Origin of the sequence: Escherichia albertii, assembly GCF_028622335.1 — a bacterium.
GTDB classification, from domain to species: Bacteria; Pseudomonadota; Gammaproteobacteria; order Enterobacterales; family Enterobacteriaceae; genus Escherichia; species Escherichia albertii.
In genome coordinates this window covers 2,746,689-2,763,413 of the sequence record NZ_CP117568.1, presented here as the reverse complement: position 1 = coordinate 2,763,413, position 16,725 = coordinate 2,746,689, and the positions used below count along the sequence as shown (strand labels likewise).

Genomic DNA, 16,725 nt, shown 5'->3' with positions numbered 1-16,725 from the left:
TATGACAACCGAAACGCGTTCCCTCTATAGCCAGCTTCCTGCTATTGATCGCTTATTGCGCGATAGTTCTTTCCTTTCTTTACGTGATACTTATGGTCACACCCGCGTGGTGGAGTTACTGCGTCAAATGCTCGACGAAGCGCGGGAAGTGATTCGTGACAGTCAGTCGCTGCCTGCGTGGTGTGCAAACTGGGCGCAGGAGGTCGACGCCCGGCTGGCGAAAGAGGCGCAAAGCGCTCTGCGTCCGGTTATCAATCTGACGGGAACCGTACTGCATACCAACCTCGGACGAGCGTTGCAGGCGGAAGCCGCGGTTGAGGCCGTTGCGCAAGTCATGCGATCACCGGTGACGCTGGAGTACGATCTGGATGATGCCGGACGTGGGCATCGCGATCGTGCGTTAGCCCAGCTCCTGTGTCGCATTACCGGCGCGGAAGATGCCTGCATCGTTAATAACAATGCGGCGGCGGTACTGCTGATGCTGGCTGCTACAGCCAGTGGTAAAGAAGTGGTGGTGTCGCGTGGCGAACTGGTAGAAATCGGCGGCGCGTTTCGAATTCCTGACGTGATGCGTCAGGCCGGATGTACGCTGCATGAAGTGGGAACCACCAACCGCACTCACGCCAATGATTATCGTCAGGCGGTAAACGAAAATACTGCGCTGTTGATGAAGGTACATACCAGCAATTACAGCATTCAGGGTTTCACCAAAGCGGTCGATGAAGCGGAGCTGGTGGCGCTCGGCAAAGAGCTGGATGTTCCGGTAATCACTGACTTAGGCAGTGGCTCGCTGGTGGATCTTAGCCAGTATGGTTTGCCGAAAGAGCCGATGCCGCAGGAGTTGATTGCCGCTGGCGTCAGCCTGGTCAGCTTCTCTGGCGACAAGCTGCTTGGCGGACCGCAGGCAGGAATTATCGTCGGTAAAAAAGAGATGATCGCCTGCTTACAGAACCATCCGCTGAAACGCGCGTTACGCGCCGATAAAATGACTCTCGCCGCGCTGGAAGCGACGTTGCGCCTCTATTTACACCCCGAAGCGTTGACCGAAAAATTGCCGACGCTGCGTCTGCTTACCCGCAGTGCAGAGGTCATTCAAATCCAGGCCCAGCGCCTGCAAGCCCCGCTTGCCGAACATTATGGCGCGGAGTTTGCCGTACAAGTTATGCCATGCCTTTCACAGATTGGTAGTGGTTCTCTGCCGGTTGATCGTCTGCCGAGCGCAGCGTTAACCTTCACCCCCCATGATGGACGCGGCAGCCACCTTGAAGCATTAGCCGCTCGTTGGCGTGAATTGCCAGTGCCGGTTATCGGTCGCATTTACGACGGACGTCTGTGGCTGGATTTACGCTGCCTTGAAGATGAGCAACGGTTTTTGGAGATGTTGTTGAAATGATTATTGCGACTGCCGGACACGTTGACCACGGCAAAACGACATTATTGCAGGCGATTACGGGAGTGAATGCCGATCGTCTGCCGGAAGAAAAGAAGCGCGGGATGACCATCGATCTTGGTTATGCCTACTGGCCACAGCCGGATGGTCGCGTACCCGGATTCATTGATGTTCCCGGTCATGAAAAATTTCTCTCCAACATGCTGGCAGGGGTTGGCGGTATCGATCATGCGTTGCTGGTAGTCGCCTGCGATGACGGCGTAATGGCGCAGACTCGTGAGCATCTGGCGATTTTACAGCTTACGGGTAATCCGATGCTTACCGTGGCGTTGACCAAGGCCGATCGCGTGGATGATGCGCGTGTGCAGGAGGTCGAACATCAGGTAAAGGCGGTACTGCGGGAATACGGTTTTGCTGAGGCAAAACTGTTTGTTACCGCAGCGACTGAAGGACGAGGTATTGATGCTCTGCGTGAACATCTGCTTCAGTTGCCGGAGCGCGAACATGCCAGTCAGCACAGTTTTCGCCTTGCTATCGACCGAGCCTTTACCGTAAAGGGCGCGGGGCTGGTGGTGACCGGCACGGCGTTAAGTGGGGAAGTGAAGGTTGGCGACACGCTATGGCTGACGGGCGTCAACAAACCTATGCGCGTGCGTGCGCTACATGCGCAGAATCAGCCAACAGAAACCGCCCATGCCGGGCAGCGTATCGCGCTTAATATTGCTGGTGACGCCGAGAAAGAACAGATTAACCGCGGTGACTGGCTGTTGGCGGATATACCGCCAGAGCCGTTCACGCGGGTCATTGTCGCATTGCAAACTCACGTGCCGCTGACTCAGTGGCAGCCGTTGCATATTCACCATGCCGCCAGTCATGTTACCGGACGTGTTTCACTGCTGGAGGATAATCTGGCAGAGCTGGTATTCGACACGCCGTTATGGCTGGCGGATAACGATCGCTTAGTGTTGCGCGATATCTCCGCTCGCAATACGCTGGCGGGAGCGCGTGTGGTGATGTTGAACCCACCGCGTCGTGGTAAACGTAAGCCGGAGTATCTGCAATGGCTGGCTTCGCTTGCGCAGGCGCAGAGCGATGCAGAGGCATTAACCGTTCATCTTGAGCGCGGTGCGGTTAATCTCGTGGATTTCGCCTGGGCGCGCCAACTTAACGGCGAAGGAATTCGCGAATTGCTGCAACAGCCGGGTTATATTCAGGCTGGTTATAGCTTACTGAATGCCCCGGTTGCCGCACGCTGGCAGAGAAAAATCCTCGACACGTTGGCGACTTACCATGAGCAGCATCGTGACGAACCTGGACCGGGGCGCGAACGTCTGCGACGTATGGCGTTGCCAATGGAAGATGAAGCGCTGGTGTTGTTGCTGATTGAAAAGATGCGCGAAAGCGGCGACATCCTCAGTCACCACGGTTGGTTGCATCTGCCGGATCACAAAGCCGGATTCAGCGAAGAACAACAGGCAATCTGGCAAAAAGTGGAACCGCTGTTTGGTGACGAGCCGTGGTGGGTACGAGATCTGGCAAAAGAGACGGGGACCGACGAACAGGCAATGCGTCTGACGCTACGGCAGGCTGCGCAGCAGGGGATTATTACGGCGATCGTTAAAGATCGTTACTACCGTAATGATCGGATTGTTGAATTTGCCAATATGATCCGCGGCCTCGATCAGGAGTGCGGATCGACGTGCGCGGCGGATTTTCGCGATCGTTTAGGCGTTGGTCGAAAACTGGCAATTCAAATTCTGGAATATTTTGACCGGATTGGTTTTACGCGTCGTCGGGGGAATGATCATTTATTACGTGATGCATTATTATTTCCAGAAAAGTAATAGAATTATTAATTAATGTTAATCATGAATTAATATAAAATTATTATACATATAAAGAAAGTACATTGTTTTATGAATATAATGTGCTTTCTTTGAAATATATTTTGCTAAAAAATAATTTCGATCATGTTTTCGAATGAAAATCGTCTGTAAGCTGCCCATCCTTTTTTAGTTGTTCAGGAGTATGTTATGGCAGCTTCAACCTTTTTTATTCCTTCCGTTAATGTCATTGGTGCTGATTCATTAGACAGTGCGATGAATATGATGGCGGAATATGGTTTTCGCCGTACATTGATCGTAACTGACAGTATGTTGACGCAATTAGGCATGGCGGGTGATGTGCAAAAAGCACTGGAAGAACGCAATATTTTCAGCGTTATTTATGATGGCACCCAACCTAATCCAACCACGGAAAACGTCGCCGCAGGTCTCAAACTGCTGAAAGAAAATGATTGCGATAGCGTGATTTCCTTAGGTGGTGGTTCTCCACACGACTGCGCAAAAGGTATTGCGCTGGTGGCCGCCAACGGTGGTGATATCCGTGATTATGAAGGCGTTGACCGCTCTGCAAAACCGCAGCTGCCGATGATTGCCATCAATACCACTGCGGGTACTGCATCAGAAATGACTCGTTTCTGCATCATCACCGATGAAGCGCGTCATATCAAAATGGCGATTGTTGATAAGCACGTTACCCCGCTGCTTTCTGTCAATGACTCCTCTCTGATGATTGGTATGCCGAAGTCACTGACCGCTGCCACTGGTATGGATGCTTTGACTCATGCTATTGAAGCGTATGTGTCTACCGCTGCCACGCCGATCACCGATGCTTGCGCGCTAAAAGCCGTTGCCATGATTGCCGAAAACCTGCCGCTGGCCGTTGAAGATGGCAGCAACGCCAAAGCGCGTGAAGCAATGGCTTACGCTCAATTCCTCGCGGGTATGGCATTCAACAACGCATCTCTGGGTTATGTTCATGCGATGGCGCACCAGTTAGGCGGTTTCTACAACCTGCCGCACGGGGTATGTAATGCTGTTCTGCTGCCTCATGTTCAGGCATTCAACAGCAAAGTTGCCGCAGCCCGTCTGCGCGACTGCGCGGCTGCAATGGGCGTGAACGTGACAGGAAAAAATGATGCGGAAGGTGCAGAAGCCTGCATTAATGCCATCCGTGAGCTGGCGAAGAAAGTGAATATTCCGGCAGGTCTGCGCGACCTGAACGTGAAAGAAGAAGATTTCGCGGTGCTGGCTACCAACGCCCTGAAAGATGCCTGCGGCTTTACTAACCCGATCCAGGCAACTCACGAAGAAATTGTGGCGATTTATCGCGCGGCAATGTAATTCCCTTCTTCCTGCGGCTGGCGTATTGCCAGCCGTTTTTTATCAACTATCTCAAAATTTTCGATTTTTGAGATAGTTTCTTTGGTCTGCTATACACTATCTCAATATTGCGCTTTTTTGAGATAAGCAAATGGCTATCAAACCACCTCCCAGGCTGATTTCTTTATCACACTTAACGGGTGAGGAACTTCAGGCTCATCTGCGCTTTAACCGGGTCATCGATGAAAAAGGACGTTATCTACCTTTTGATGAGTTGCAGTATCGCATAAAAAAAGGAGAAAACGTCGAAGTGGCGTGGACGCTTACCCGGCTGGCGCGCAACGCGGCGATCCAGCGAATCAATTACTGCAATGAAGCAGGCGAACAGGCCGGATTCAACATTACGCCTGTGATTGCAGAAGTTTGTGAGCTTGTCGATAAACATGCCACTGCGTTGGCGCTGAAAGATCAGACTGAACGGTTGCGCGGGGCGGGCGCTGAGTTAAGCCAGTTACGCCTGGAAGAGCCGATCACCAGCTCCCAACTGGAGGGTGCGAATACCACGACGCTGGTGGCGAGAAACATGCTGGAAACAGGGCGGGCGCCACGCACTGAAGACGAGCATATGATTGCGGGCAACGCCCGGTTGATGGCAGAAATTCCGCACTTACTCGCAGAACCGCTAACACCTGCGCTTATTCGTCAGTTACATGCTATTGGCATGGGGGGAATAAACGACGCGAAATATCGACCGGGCGAATTTCGTGAAACAGATGATGTTGTGATCGCCGACTATGACAGCAATATAGTGCATCAACCGCCCGCAGCGGCGTTGTTGCCGGAACGGCTGGAAAAAGTTTGCCAGTGGTTAAATAGCCGTGAGGGATATATTCATCCGTTAGTCCGCTCCTGCATTCTGCATTTTATGCTGGCCCATGAACATCCCTTTCGCGATGGCAACGGGCGCACCAGTCGGGCGCTGTTTTACTGGTATATGCTGAAATCGGGCTACGATGTTTTTAAATATATTTCCATCAGCCGTTTGCTTTATGCCGCGCCAGTAAAATATGCCGCCAGCTACCAGTACACTGAATCAGACGGTATGGATCTGACTTATTTCCTTGAATATCAGGCCGGTGTCATTAAACGTGCTTTGCAAAACTGGCAGCAGCATATTGATGAAATTATGCAACGAAGCGCAAAACTCGATAGGGTGCTGTTTAGCTCTGGCGTGCTTAAACGCCTGAATCCGCGCCAGGTAACGCTCCTGAATGTGATGCTCGCCAATCCGGGAAAAGAGTACACAGTTGCTGAAATTAGTGTGAGTCTGGGCGTCTCGGATAATACGGCGCGGACCGATTTACGGACGATTGTTAAAGAAGGATTCGCGCAAGAGAAAAGAATTAATAACCAGCAAGCAGTGTACGTTGCACACTACCCGCTGTAGCTTTTGCCCGTAAATTCGTGATAGCCGTCGTAAAGCTGTTACCGACTGGCGAAGATTTCGCCAGTCACGTCTACCCTTGTTATACCTCACACAGCAAGGAGACGATCATGACCAATAATCCCCCTTCAGCACGTGTTCAGCCCGGCGAGTATGGTTTTCCTCTTAAGTTAAAAGCACGCTACGACAACTTTATTGGCGGCGAATGGGTCGCGCCTGCCGACGGCGAGTATTACCAGAACCTGACGCCGGTGACCGGGCAGCTGCTGTGCGAAGTGGCGTCTTCGGGTAAACGCGATATCGATCTGGCGCTGGATGCTGCGCATAAAGTAAAAGATAAATGGGCGCATACCTCGGTGCAGGATCGCGCGGCGATTCTGTTTAAAATTGCCGATCGGATGGAGCAAAACCTTGAGCTGTTAGCGACGGCAGAAACCTGGGATAACGGCAAACCCATCCGCGAAACCAGCGCCGCCGACGTGCCATTGGCGATTGACCATTTCCGCTATTTCGCCTCGTGTATTCGGGCACAGGAAGGCGGTATCAGCGAAGTTGATAGCGAAACTGTGGCTTATCATTTCCACGAACCGTTAGGCGTGGTGGGGCAGATTATCCCGTGGAACTTTCCGCTGCTGATGGCGAGCTGGAAAATGGCGCCTGCGCTGGCAGCGGGTAACTGTGTGGTGCTAAAACCCGCCCGACTTACCCCGCTTTCGGTGCTTTTGCTGATGGAAATCGTCGGGGATTTACTGCCGCCAGGCGTCGTAAACGTGGTGAATGGCGCAGGCGGGGAAATTGGCGAATATCTGGCGACTTCAAAACGTATTGCTAAAGTGGCGTTTACCGGCTCAACGGAAGTGGGCCAACAAATTATGCAGTACGCCACGCAAAACATTATTCCGGTAACCCTGGAGCTGGGCGGCAAGTCGCCAAATATCTTCTTTGCTGATGTGATGGATGAAGAAGATGCCTTTTTCGATAAAGCGCTGGAAGGCTTTGCACTGTTTGCCTTTAACCAGGGCGAAGTTTGCACCTGCCCAAGTCGTGCTTTAGTGCAGGAGTCTATCTACGAACGCTTTATGGAGCGCGCTATTCGCCGAGTCGAAAGCATTCGCAGCGGTAACCCGCTCGATAGCGTGACGCAAATGGGGGCACAGGTTTCGCACGGGCAACTGGAAACCATCCTCAATTACATCGATATCGGTAAAAAAGAGGGTGCAGACGTGCTTACCGGCGGGCGGCGCAAGCTGCTGGAAGGCGAACTGAAAGACGGTTATTACCTCGAACCGACGATTCTGTTTGGTCAGAACAATATGCGCGTTTTCCAGGAGGAGATTTTTGGCCCGGTGCTGGCGGTGACGACGTTTAAAACGATGGATGAAGCGCTGGAGATTGCCAACGATACACAATATGGCCTGGGCGCAGGCGTCTGGAGTCGTAACGGTAATCTGGCCTATAAAATGGGCCGCGGCATTCAGGCTGGGCGCGTGTGGACCAACTGTTATCACGCCTACCCGGCACATGCGGCGTTTGGTGGTTACAAACAATCAGGCATTGGCCGTGAAACCCACAAGATGATGCTGGAGCATTACCAGCAAACCAAGTGCCTGCTGGTGAGTTACTCGGATAAACCATTGGGGCTGTTCTGATGTAAGAAGCTGCCCGGCGTGTATTGCCGGGCACATTCAGGCATGGCTACTGCCCGTAATAGGCATTAGCCCCATGCTTACGCAGGTAGTGCTTATCTAACAGTTCATTTTGCATCGCAGGGAGTTGCGGTGCGAGCTGACGTGAGAACAGGCCCATGTATGCGCACTCTTCCAGCACTACGGCATTATGCACGGCATCGGCGGCGTTTTTACCCCATGCGAACGGGCCGTGAGAATGCACCAGTACCGCCGGGATTTGTGCCGGGTTCAACCCACGCTCTTCGAAGGTTTTAATGATCACTTCGCCGGTCTGGTATTCATACTCGCCGTTGATCTCTTCTGCGGTCATCAGGCGCGTGCAGGGGATGGCTCCGTAAAAATAATCGGCGTGAGTAGTGCCCCAGGCGGGGAGATCAAGTCCGGCCTGCGACCAGATGGTGGCGTGGCGCGAGTGGGTATGCACTATGCCGCCAATCTCCGCAAAGCGACGGTAAAGCGCCAGATGCGTTGGCGTGTCGGACGAGGGCTTTTTGCTGCCTTCCACCACCTTGCCGCTGGCTATCTCAACCACCACCATATCCTCAGCGGTCATTACCTCATACTCGACGCCGGAAGGCTTAATCACCATCCATTGCCGCGTCTTGTCTACCGCGCTGACATTGCCCCAGGTGAACGTCACCAGATGATGAGCGGGAAGCGCCAGATTCGCCGCCAGCACGTCGGCTTTCAGTTGCTCTAACATATAAATCCCGCCTCCTGCATACGTGCTTCAATCCAGCGCCGCGCCTGAATTATTTCCAGCACCGGTTCTTTGGCTTTTTCGGTCCACATCTCAATCAGGAATGAACCGCGATAGTTCAGTTGATGCAGCGTTTTGAAGATGCCGACAAAATCGACACAGCCTTCGCCAAACGGCACGTCGCGGAACTGTCCAGGGCTATGCTCGGTGACTGGCTGGGTGTCTTTCAGGTGGATGGCGGCGATACGGTCGATGCCCAGTTTCAGTTCGGCGGGAACATCATTGCCCCAGGCGCTGAGGTTGCCGACGTCCGGGTAGACAGTGAACCACGGCGAGGCGAGCATTTCGTCCCACTTTTTCCATTTGCTGATGGAGTTCATAAACGCGGTATCCATAATCTCCACCGCCAGCATGACTTGTGATGCCGCCGCCTGTTCGACCGCCCACGCCAGCCCTTCAGCAAAACGTTGCTGGGTGCCTTCGTCATGCTCTTCGTAATAGACGTCGTAACCCGCCAGTTGAATGGTGCGAATGCCGAGATCGCGCGCTAGGCGAATCGCTTTGCTCATGATTTCCCGTGCTCGCTGGCGTACCGCGTCGTCACGGCTACCAAAAGGAAAGCGACGATGGGCGGACAGGCACATCGACGGGATCCCAACACCCGTTTCGATCATCGCGGCAACCAGTGAAGCCCTTTGTGCGGCGCTCCAGTCAAGGCGCGACAGACGCTCGTCAGTTTCATCCACCGACATTTCGACAAAATCAAAGCCACAGCTTTTTGCCAGCACCAGCCGCTCCGGCCAGGAGAGATCTTTCGCCAGCGCTTTTTCATAAATACCTAACGGATGGTTACGCACGAGAACCTCCCCAGATGGCATCAATTTGCGCATGGAAATCAGCGGCGACCTGCGCCGGATTTACCGCGCCTGCCAGCGCTCGCCCGGCAATAAATGCCTTCACGCGAATGTCTTTAAACAGTGGCAGGTCGGCAGGCGTAATTCCGCCGGTAATCGAAAGCTCAAGACCGATATCGGAAAGCGCTTTCATGCGTGCCAGATCGGCCTCGCCCCACTGTTGCCCGCTGGCCTGCGCGTCACGACCACGATGATAAATCGCCTGTCGTACGCCAATACGATGCCAGTCGCGGGCGTCGTCCAGCGTCCAGTTACCAAAAAGCTCTATCTGGATTTCACCGCCACAGTTCTGTGCCATCGCGTGGCCTTTTTCTACCGTCGCGAGCGGTGCGGCGCAGATGATAGTCATCCAGTTAGCACCAGCGCCAAACGCCTGTTGCGCGAGCGTTTCTCCGGCGTCGGCGACCTTCCAGTCGGCAACGATGATTTTGTCTGGGCACTGTTCGCGCAAGGCTTTCACCGCGCCAAGCCCTTCGTTTAAACAGAGAATGGTGCCCGCTTCGACGATATCGACGCTGTCTTTTAACAGCGTAACGTCGCGCTGTGCGGCTTCAAGTGATGAGTGGTCGAGGGCCAGTTGCAGAAGTGGTCTGCTCATAATGTGTGATCCTTGATGTGAGCGTGATAGCCCTGAAGTGCGGCAATGAGATGCTGATAACGTTGGTATTTTTGTTGGTAAAGTTGATGCGCGGTCATATCCGGTAGCAGGGTACGCACCGGATGTTGCAAGTTGCGCTGGGCTTCGCTGAAGTTGCGATAAACGCCTGTACCGACGCGGGCGGCAAGCGCTGCGCCAAAACAGCCGGTTTCTTCCACCTGCGGCAACTCGATACGCAGGCCGCTGACGTCCGCCAGCATCTGCATCCAGACATCGGAGTGCGCCGGGCCGCCAGTGACGCGCAGGGTGTGTACATCAGTAAAACGTTCGCGCATCCGGTTGAGGTGGGTCATATGGCTGAACACCACGCCTTCATAGATGGCCTGTAACAGGTGCGCGCGGGTGTGAATGGCCTGCATCCCGTAGAAACCGCTGGTCATCTCGAGTCCGGCGTTGCTACCGTACAGGAACGGCAGGAAAAAGAGATCGCCACCGGCTTTCGGCAAACTGGCAATGGCCTGGTTGATCTCGGCAAACGAGATTTCTCCCCACTGTGCGGTAAACCATTCGAGATTGCCGGAAGATGTCGGGCTGGCTTCGTGAACGATAAATTCACTGTCGTTAACATAGCGACCATAGACATACGGATGTGCTTCATCGTCGCGCAGACCGCGGGTTATGCCGCTGGTCACCGCCCAGGTGCCCATCACTGCGTTGAGGGTATGTTCGTCTTCGATTCCGGCGCAGAGTGCCGTGGAAACAACATCAAACAAACCGCCGACAACGGGCGTACCCGCTTTCAGACCGGTCAGCGCGGCTGTTTGCGCGGTAATTTCCCCGCAGATTTCGGCAGAACCAACGACAGGCGGCAGGGTGTGATTGATTTCACTAATCCCCAGCTCGTCAGTAAGACACGAGTCATACTGCCCGCTATTCATATTGTAGAGATTGGACTCGGAAATATTGCTCTCTTCACAACCTTTGACGCTGGTTAAACACCAGCGCAGGTAGTCGTGCGTCATCATCACACAACCAATCTGTGCATAACGCTCAGGCTCGTGCTCCTTTAGCCAGCGTAAAAGCGATACCGGATGTCCGGTCCATAGTGTTTGTCGGGTCAGCGGGTAGAGTTTTTCCGGGATGCCATCTTTCTGCCAGCGACGAACGATTTCCATCGCCCGGCGATCCGAGGACAAAATGGCGTTACCGAGCGGCTTGTCGTTTTTATCCAGTAAAAACAAGCCTTTTCCCTGCGCCGAGATGCCAATACCGACAATTTGTTCTCCGCTGACGCCGGAATAGGTAAGCAGGTTGCGAATGACAGCCATGCAGCATTGCCACAGTTCTGCCATATCGCGCTCTGCCCAGCCTGGCTGCGGGCTTAAAGCACACAGCGGCAGGCGTTGTACACCTGCCTCCCGGCCTTCGCGGTCATACAGTCCGGCTTTCAGCCAGCTACCGCCACAATCTAACCCCAGCCAGTATTGCGTCATGGTTTATTGCACCTCATCCACGGCTTTCAGCAGCTCGGCGCCCTGCGGAACATCTTTAACGAACATGTCGCGGACCTGAGTACCCAGCGCGTCGCTAAAGGCTTTGCGGTCGAGATCGGTAATTACTTCCACGCCCGCTTCTTTCATGCCATTGATAATTTTTTGCTGATCTTCGGCAACCAGTTTGCGCTGGTAGTTGCCTGCCTCTTGTGCAGATGAAATTAGCGCTTGCTGGAATTCAGGCGTTAAGCCATCAAACTTCGCTTTGTTGATCACCACCAGAAGCGGCGAATAGGCGTGGTGCGTCAGAGAAAGGTACTTTTGTACTTCATAAAATTTTGCTGACCAGACGACGTTGATCGGGTGTTCCTGAGCGTCGATAGTGCGGGTTTCCAGCCCGGTATACACTTCGGCAAACGGCATCGGGATGGGATTAGCGCCAAAAATTTTAAACGCCGCAATGTTCATCGGACTGTTATTGGTGCGGATTTTCAGACCTTTCAGATCGGCAGGTGTTTTGACCGGTGCGCGTGAGTTGGTAACATCACGCCAGCCGTTTTCCCAGTACGCCAGTACTTTCAGGCCTTTTCCGTCCAGGGATGCTTTCAGTTCATCGCCGACTTTACCATCCAGCGTTTTATGCGCGTGGGCGGTATCGCGGAACAGGAAAGGTACGTCCAGTAGATTTATTATCGGCGAAAGTCCCGTAAAGTTATTGGAACCGGACATCTCCATATCAATAGTGCCGCCACGTACACCGCTGATCATTGCCTGCGCGTTGCCGAGGGTGCTGTCAGGAAATAGCTTTAATTTCAGTTCACCTTTGGTCTTTTCCTGCAATAATTCATTGAATTTTTTCGCTGCAATATGTTGTGAGTCGGTTTGTGAGGTTTCATAACCGAAACGTAAAGATTGCGCCGCCAGAGACGAGGTGCTGAACGCCGCCAGCCCGGTAATAAATAATGCGTAGGTTACAGAACGTATTTTCATTATGCTTTCCTTTTAACTCATCCATTTAAGAGGAGCAGTAATTAGCTCCGGGATAAAAATAAATAATGCTAACAACATGAATAAAACCATGACGTAGGGCGCAACGCCTTTTACCGCATCGTCAAATTTGAGTTTCGCAACTCCGCATACGACGTTAAGGACGTTACCAACCGGGGGAGTAATGAGTGATATCGAACAGTTGATAATAAACATGATGCCAAAATAGATAGGGTCTATTCCCGCTTCTTTCACTAATGGCATTAATACAGGTGTAAGAATTAATACGGTAGGTGTTAAGTCCATTACCGTACTTATCATCATAATGGCGAGCATAATTACGATGAATAATAAACGCGGTGAATCCACTAAAGGCTGTAAGAGATCCGAGACCATCATCGGCAGTTCAGCAATGGTAATTAGCCATGCAGATACCGCTGCGGAGGCTACCAGGAACATCACCACGGAGGTCGTTTTCGCTGCGTTTACCAATACATGGTAAAGCGTGGCGAATGTCATTTCGCGATAGACCACCACCGAGACGAACAAGGCGTAGAACGCAGCGACAGCACCCGCTTCCGTTGGCGTGAATAAACCTGAGCGGAAACCGCCAATAATAATCACGGGTAAAAACAGCGCCCAGATACCGGAAACGAGAGATTGCCAGACTTCCTGCACAGACGCTTTTGGTTGGCGAGGCAGATTAAGACGTTTTGCCTGCCACCACCAGGTTACCATCAGCGTAACGCCCATCATGATGCCTGGCGCAATCCCGGCCATAAACAGTTTGCTGATGGAGAGTCCGCTGGAGACGCCGAAGATGATGAGCGGAATGGAAGGAGGGATAATGGCCGCAATGATTCCGCCAGAACCGATAAGTCCGGCGGCGCGGTTTACCGGATAGTTAGCCTGGCGCATCATTGGTACAAGTAACGCTGCGACGGCAGCAGTATCGGCAACGGCAGAACCGGAAAGGCTTGCCATGATCATTGCAGCAAGGACGCCGACGTAACCCAGTCCCCCTGCTCTGTGGCCTACCAGTTTCATTGGCAAGTCGACAATACGTTGCGACAAGCCACCGGCATTCATGATTTCACCAGCCAGCACAAAGAAGGGGATGGCGAGTAGTGAAAAACTGTCCGCGCCATTGACCAGCGTTTGCGCCAGAATCTGCACATCAAAAATATCCATCCAGAACATCAAGGCTACGCCGCAAAGCAATAATGACCAGGCGATGGGAATACCAATAGCGATTGCACCTAACAGGCTGACAAGAAAGATAAGGACCGTCATCGTCAGACTCCTTGTTGTTTATGGCTGGGATGGTTTGTTAATTGCCGGTACAGATGACGCATTTCCAAAAATGCGATGATCAAGCTGGTGGGAATCGCAGCGGCATACATTAAGCCAACAGGTACTTCGAGAATGGGAGATAGGTTGCTCCAGTCCTGGGAGGTTTTGACTATGGCGCCCCACGCAAGACCCAGGCACAACAATAAAATGAGCGTGTGGGTTAGCAGCGACAGTCGTTGTTGATTGGCGGGTGAAAGTTTTTCGACTAAAAATGTCACCTGCACATGGCTGTGGTCCATAAAAGCAACGATAGTGCCGATAAAGGTTAACCAAATAAATAAAAGGCGAGATAATTCATCAATAGATAATATACTTGTGTGGAATCCATATCTGAGAATTATATTTATAAATATAATGCAAGACAGTATTGCGATAATGATCGCAAGTATGCCCTCGAGTATTCGCTTCATAACACATCCTTCTTGTTATGCAATCTATTGTCATAGATAAATGTGGTGAGTATTTGTCGTCGTTATTGAAAAATAGATAATTAGAGTTCGCTTATGAATTAAGGACGTTGCCAGGATTCATCCATTGAATGAATGCCATTGCGTAATATTTTGATGCGATGCTGAACACTTGCTGTAGCATGAATTTCTAATAATTTGATACCAGAAAATTGCAATCTTGATGGTTCTGCCACAGTAAATAATTCACGTACATGATCTATCGTCATCAGACTTTCTGCACAGAAAGGAGCAAACGGCGCGTGTAGGTCCTGCCATTCGCCATATTCGCCGTTTAGTGCAGTACCAGAGAACATCAAGGCATCAAGCTTTCCGACCTGTTTTGCCATTTGAGCATGGATGAGCGGTAATGTGGTATTGCGGCCTTCAATAGCGGAACGCGCCCAGTTGATGCAGACACTGATGTCATAATCGGCAATGACTTCCAGCACATTTTCTAAAGGCAGAAAACCTTTTCGGGGGGCGGCAGACGTCATGGCGTCGCAGTGTTCCAGCACCAGTTTGCACGGCCAGTCCCAACGGGTGATTTCTTTCAGTGAACGGGAGAAAGCGTCGGTCGCCTGCATGACATTGGGATTACTTGCCAGTGGTGCGGCGTGAAGTTCAAGCGCAATAACTTTATCTGCCTGAAGCGCATTGATTTTATTTATTTTTTGTAAAAGATGACGATAGTACGCCACACAAGCCTGGCGTTGTTCTTCATCACTGGAGGCGAGACCAAATCCGTTGTTTTCGCCACGACGACGCATAGTTTCCATCACTGCCGTTACGACAAATTTCCAGCTTTCCGGCGTATGGCGTAACAGCCATTCGTCACCTAGCGGGTGGAAGTTTTCCAGACAGGGTTGTTCCAGTCCTCGAATCTCTGGGGTATCAGATAATTGTCGCCAGAAATCTTTCTCTTCCTCTTCACTTCTTTGGTGAAAAGAAGGTGCACAGGGATATGCACCGATAATATAACCGGCATTATTCGCTTTCATTATGTGCTCCAGTAATAATTTTTTATAAAGCAGCGAGGGCCACTTTAACCACGATTTTGCGTATTGCCGTAGTGGCATTTTTATTACATGCCGGTCGATGTACATCCTGTGGGAAGAAAATAGCGTAGCTGCCCGGTATCATTTCTATAAATGATTCATGTTCACTATCGTGATAAAAAATAATATCGCGCTGCTCTAATAGTGACTCGCTGATTTTGTTATTTCCTGTATCAATAGCGATGCCGATTTTCTCTTCGCCCCATGCCAGAAACTGAATATCGATATAGCGACGATGCACTTCCGGGCGGTTTTCCGGCACCTCGCGTGTGGTTAAATCGATAATTTGCGCAAAAATATTCTTGCCGTCGATTTCGACAACGCCCGGTTCCAGGGAGCTAAAGTCGGTAGCGCGCAGAAAATCGAGCGCCTTTTCAATGGCTACGGGTAAACGACACGGATTGGGCTGCGCGATATGTCCGAAGATCATGGCTTTTTCCTTATAACGCCTGAATTTTTGCCCACACGCTATCATCTACGGTGATGCCGTTACGGCGGTTCTCAGCCAGTAAGGTTGTAAATTCGTGGCCAGGTAAACGAATGGCCTGGTTTTCATCAGCGCGTTCAGCGGTAGTAACGTAATCCATGATGCGTTGCAGTTTGGCGTCGCGGGTCGCGCCGTCGATAAGCTTGTCTACTTCAATGGCGATAAAGATTTGCGAAATACCGTACTCGTCGCTGTTATCTTCGGTAACTTCGGCAACGGATGCTCCGTCGGAAAGCAGGGTGGCGATCATATCCAGCACAATCGACATGCCAGAACCTTTCCAGTAACCCATCGGTAAAATGCGACGATTTTTTTCGATTACAGCAGGTTCTTTGGTGAGGTTGCCTTCATTGTCAAAGCCGCCATCGACCGGTAACTGACGACCTGCCAGGCGGTTAACTTCTAACATGCCGTAAGAGAACATCGACATCGACATATCGACCATGGTGATTGGAGTTGAAGGAATGGCGACGATCAGCGGGTTAGTGCCGATGCGGCACTCTTTGGCGCCCCACGGCGGCATAACGGCGATGGAGTTAGTCCAGCAGATGCCGATATAGCCTTTTTCCGCCGCTTGCCAACCGTAGCTGCCGCCGCGCATCCAGTGGTTAGCATTGCGTAATGCGACCAGACCAATCCCGTGATTCGCCGCCAGTTCAATGGCGCGATCCATCATTTTTTTCGCCGTCAGGTTACCGATTGAACGCTGGGCATCCCACTGTTCTATGGCGCCGAGGCTGGTTATACGTTTAGGTTGGGCGTCAGGAATGATATCGCCGTTATCCAGTTGTTGAATGAAGCGTGGGAAGCGGTTTACGCCGTGAGAATAAACACCGGACTCGGTGGTGCGAGCAAACATTTCTGCACAGGCATCAGCGGTTTCACTATCAACGCCGCGAGAAAGTAATACCCGATTGAAGGCTGCTTTTAATTGTTCAAATGTGACTTTCATCCCTGGACTCCTTGTTTTTTTTTGATCGCTTTTTTGTCTTTAAATTTCAAT

General features: G+C 51.8%; 15 protein-coding genes. 5 read left to right on the top strand and 10 right to left on the bottom strand.

Translation table 11 applies throughout. From position 1 onward, the window contains the following. Window position 1: 1 nt before the first annotated feature. From selA to aldB, 5 genes are all read left to right on the top strand, one after another. The gene (gene selA / locus PS053_RS13470) at window positions 2-1,393 is read left to right on the top strand and encodes an L-seryl-tRNA(Sec) selenium transferase (RefSeq protein ID WP_000206236.1); all 1,392 of its coding nucleotides are present in this window, start codon (window positions 2-4) and stop codon (window positions 1,391-1,393) included. Next, window positions 1,390-3,234 (top strand): selenocysteine-specific translation elongation factor, encoded by a 1,845-nt coding sequence (selB, locus tag PS053_RS13465; RefSeq protein ID WP_059259213.1) that lies wholly within the window; start codon window positions 1,390-1,392, stop codon window positions 3,232-3,234. The genes selA and selB overlap by 4 nt, the downstream gene beginning before the upstream one ends. A 189-nt stretch (window positions 3,235-3,423) precedes the next feature. Further along, window positions 3,424-4,575: an L-threonine dehydrogenase gene (gene yiaY / locus PS053_RS13460; protein WP_000741487.1), complete on the top strand. Its 1,152-nt coding sequence runs from the start codon at window positions 3,424-3,426 to the stop codon at window positions 4,573-4,575. A gap of 130 nt (window positions 4,576-4,705) precedes the next feature. Beyond that, window positions 4,706-6,001, top strand: coding sequence for a Fic family protein (locus PS053_RS13455; protein WP_059225479.1), 1,296 nt, complete (start codon window positions 4,706-4,708; stop codon window positions 5,999-6,001). 107 nt (window positions 6,002-6,108) lie between these two features. Further along, window positions 6,109-7,647, top strand: coding sequence for an aldehyde dehydrogenase AldB (gene aldB, locus PS053_RS13450; protein ID WP_002460288.1), 1,539 nt, complete (start codon window positions 6,109-6,111; stop codon window positions 7,645-7,647). Between the two features lie 46 nt (window positions 7,648-7,693). Here the strand turns inward: aldB and araD are convergent, their stop codons facing one another. The 10 genes from araD to yiaK all read right to left on the bottom strand — a co-directional run bounded on the left by araD (window position 7,694) and on the right by yiaK (window position 16,674). Then, the gene (araD, locus tag PS053_RS13445) at window positions 7,694-8,389 is read right to left on the bottom strand and encodes an L-ribulose-5-phosphate 4-epimerase (RefSeq protein ID WP_131109528.1); all 696 of its coding nucleotides are present in this window, start codon (window positions 8,387-8,389) and stop codon (window positions 7,694-7,696) included. Beyond that, on the bottom strand, window positions 8,383-9,243 hold the full coding sequence (locus PS053_RS13440; protein WP_002460286.1) for an L-ribulose-5-phosphate 3-epimerase: 861 nt from the start codon (window positions 9,241-9,243) through the stop codon (window positions 8,383-8,385). The genes araD and PS053_RS13440 overlap by 7 nt, the downstream gene beginning before the upstream one ends. Further along, the gene (gene ulaD / locus PS053_RS13435) at window positions 9,236-9,898 is read right to left on the bottom strand and encodes a 3-keto-L-gulonate-6-phosphate decarboxylase UlaD (protein ID WP_025238103.1); all 663 of its coding nucleotides are present in this window, start codon (window positions 9,896-9,898) and stop codon (window positions 9,236-9,238) included. The genes PS053_RS13440 and ulaD overlap by 8 nt, the downstream gene beginning before the upstream one ends. Further along, complete coding sequence (gene lyxK / locus PS053_RS13430) at window positions 9,895-11,391, bottom strand: L-xylulokinase (RefSeq protein ID WP_256879255.1); 1,497 nt, start codon at window positions 11,389-11,391, stop codon at window positions 9,895-9,897. Before lyxK ends, ulaD begins: the two co-directional genes overlap by 4 nt. A 3-nt stretch (window positions 11,392-11,394) precedes the next feature. Then, window positions 11,395-12,381: a 2,3-diketo-L-gulonate TRAP transporter substrate-binding protein YiaO gene (gene yiaO / locus PS053_RS13425; RefSeq protein ID WP_000702695.1), complete on the bottom strand. Its 987-nt coding sequence runs from the start codon at window positions 12,379-12,381 to the stop codon at window positions 11,395-11,397. A gap of 12 nt (window positions 12,382-12,393) precedes the next feature. Beyond that, the gene (gene yiaN, locus PS053_RS13420; RefSeq protein ID WP_000217170.1) at window positions 12,394-13,671 is read right to left on the bottom strand and encodes a 2,3-diketo-L-gulonate TRAP transporter large permease YiaN; all 1,278 of its coding nucleotides are present in this window, start codon (window positions 13,669-13,671) and stop codon (window positions 12,394-12,396) included. A 2-nt stretch (window positions 13,672-13,673) separates the two neighbouring features. Then, complete coding sequence (yiaM, locus tag PS053_RS13415) at window positions 13,674-14,141, bottom strand: 2,3-diketo-L-gulonate TRAP transporter small permease YiaM (RefSeq protein ID WP_025238106.1); 468 nt, start codon at window positions 14,139-14,141, stop codon at window positions 13,674-13,676. A gap of 98 nt (window positions 14,142-14,239) precedes the next feature. After that, window positions 14,240-15,178, bottom strand: a complete 939-nt coding sequence (locus tag PS053_RS13410) for a DUF4862 family protein (RefSeq protein ID WP_256879256.1) — start codon at window positions 15,176-15,178, stop codon at window positions 14,240-14,242. A gap of 22 nt (window positions 15,179-15,200) precedes the next feature. Next, entirely contained in the window at window positions 15,201-15,665 is a 465-nt protein-coding gene (locus tag PS053_RS13405) for a YhcH/YjgK/YiaL family protein (RefSeq protein ID WP_000576110.1), read from the bottom strand. A gap of 10 nt (window positions 15,666-15,675) precedes the next feature. Next, entirely contained in the window at window positions 15,676-16,674 is a 999-nt protein-coding gene (yiaK, locus tag PS053_RS13400) for a 3-dehydro-L-gulonate 2-dehydrogenase (protein WP_059215852.1), read from the bottom strand. Between the last annotated feature and the right edge of the window lie 51 nt (window positions 16,675-16,725).

What these genes read in the sequence shown, in the direction of transcription:
- selA (WP_000206236.1), top strand. Translation starts at nt 2, where the DNA reads ATGACAACCGAAACGCGTTCCCTCTATAGCCAGCTTCCTGCTATTGAT.
- selB (WP_059259213.1), top strand. Translation starts at nt 1,390, where the DNA reads ATGATTATTGCGACTGCCGGACACGTTGACCACGGCAAAACGACATTA.
- yiaY (WP_000741487.1), top strand. Translation starts at nt 3,424, where the DNA reads ATGGCAGCTTCAACCTTTTTTATTCCTTCCGTTAATGTCATTGGTGCT.
- PS053_RS13455 (WP_059225479.1), top strand. Translation starts at nt 4,706, where the DNA reads ATGGCTATCAAACCACCTCCCAGGCTGATTTCTTTATCACACTTAACG.
- aldB (WP_002460288.1), top strand. Translation starts at nt 6,109, where the DNA reads ATGACCAATAATCCCCCTTCAGCACGTGTTCAGCCCGGCGAGTATGGT.
- araD (WP_131109528.1), bottom strand. Translation starts at nt 8,389, where the DNA reads ATGTTAGAGCAACTGAAAGCCGACGTGCTGGCGGCGAATCTGGCGCTT.
- ulaD (WP_025238103.1), bottom strand. Translation starts at nt 9,898, where the DNA reads ATGAGCAGACCACTTCTGCAACTGGCCCTCGACCACTCATCACTTGAA.
- lyxK (WP_256879255.1), bottom strand. Translation starts at nt 11,391, where the DNA reads ATGACGCAATACTGGCTGGGGTTAGATTGTGGCGGTAGCTGGCTGAAA.
- yiaO (WP_000702695.1), bottom strand. Translation starts at nt 12,381, where the DNA reads ATGAAAATACGTTCTGTAACCTACGCATTATTTATTACCGGGCTGGCG.
- yiaN (WP_000217170.1), bottom strand. Translation starts at nt 13,671, where the DNA reads ATGACGGTCCTTATCTTTCTTGTCAGCCTGTTAGGTGCAATCGCTATT.
- yiaM (WP_025238106.1), bottom strand. Translation starts at nt 14,141, where the DNA reads ATGAAGCGAATACTCGAGGGCATACTTGCGATCATTATCGCAATACTG.
- PS053_RS13410 (WP_256879256.1), bottom strand. Translation starts at nt 15,178, where the DNA reads ATGAAAGCGAATAATGCCGGTTATATTATCGGTGCATATCCCTGTGCA.
- PS053_RS13405 (WP_000576110.1), bottom strand. Translation starts at nt 15,665, where the DNA reads ATGATCTTCGGACATATCGCGCAGCCCAATCCGTGTCGTTTACCCGTA.
- yiaK (WP_059215852.1), bottom strand. Translation starts at nt 16,674, where the DNA reads ATGAAAGTCACATTTGAACAATTAAAAGCAGCCTTCAATCGGGTATTA.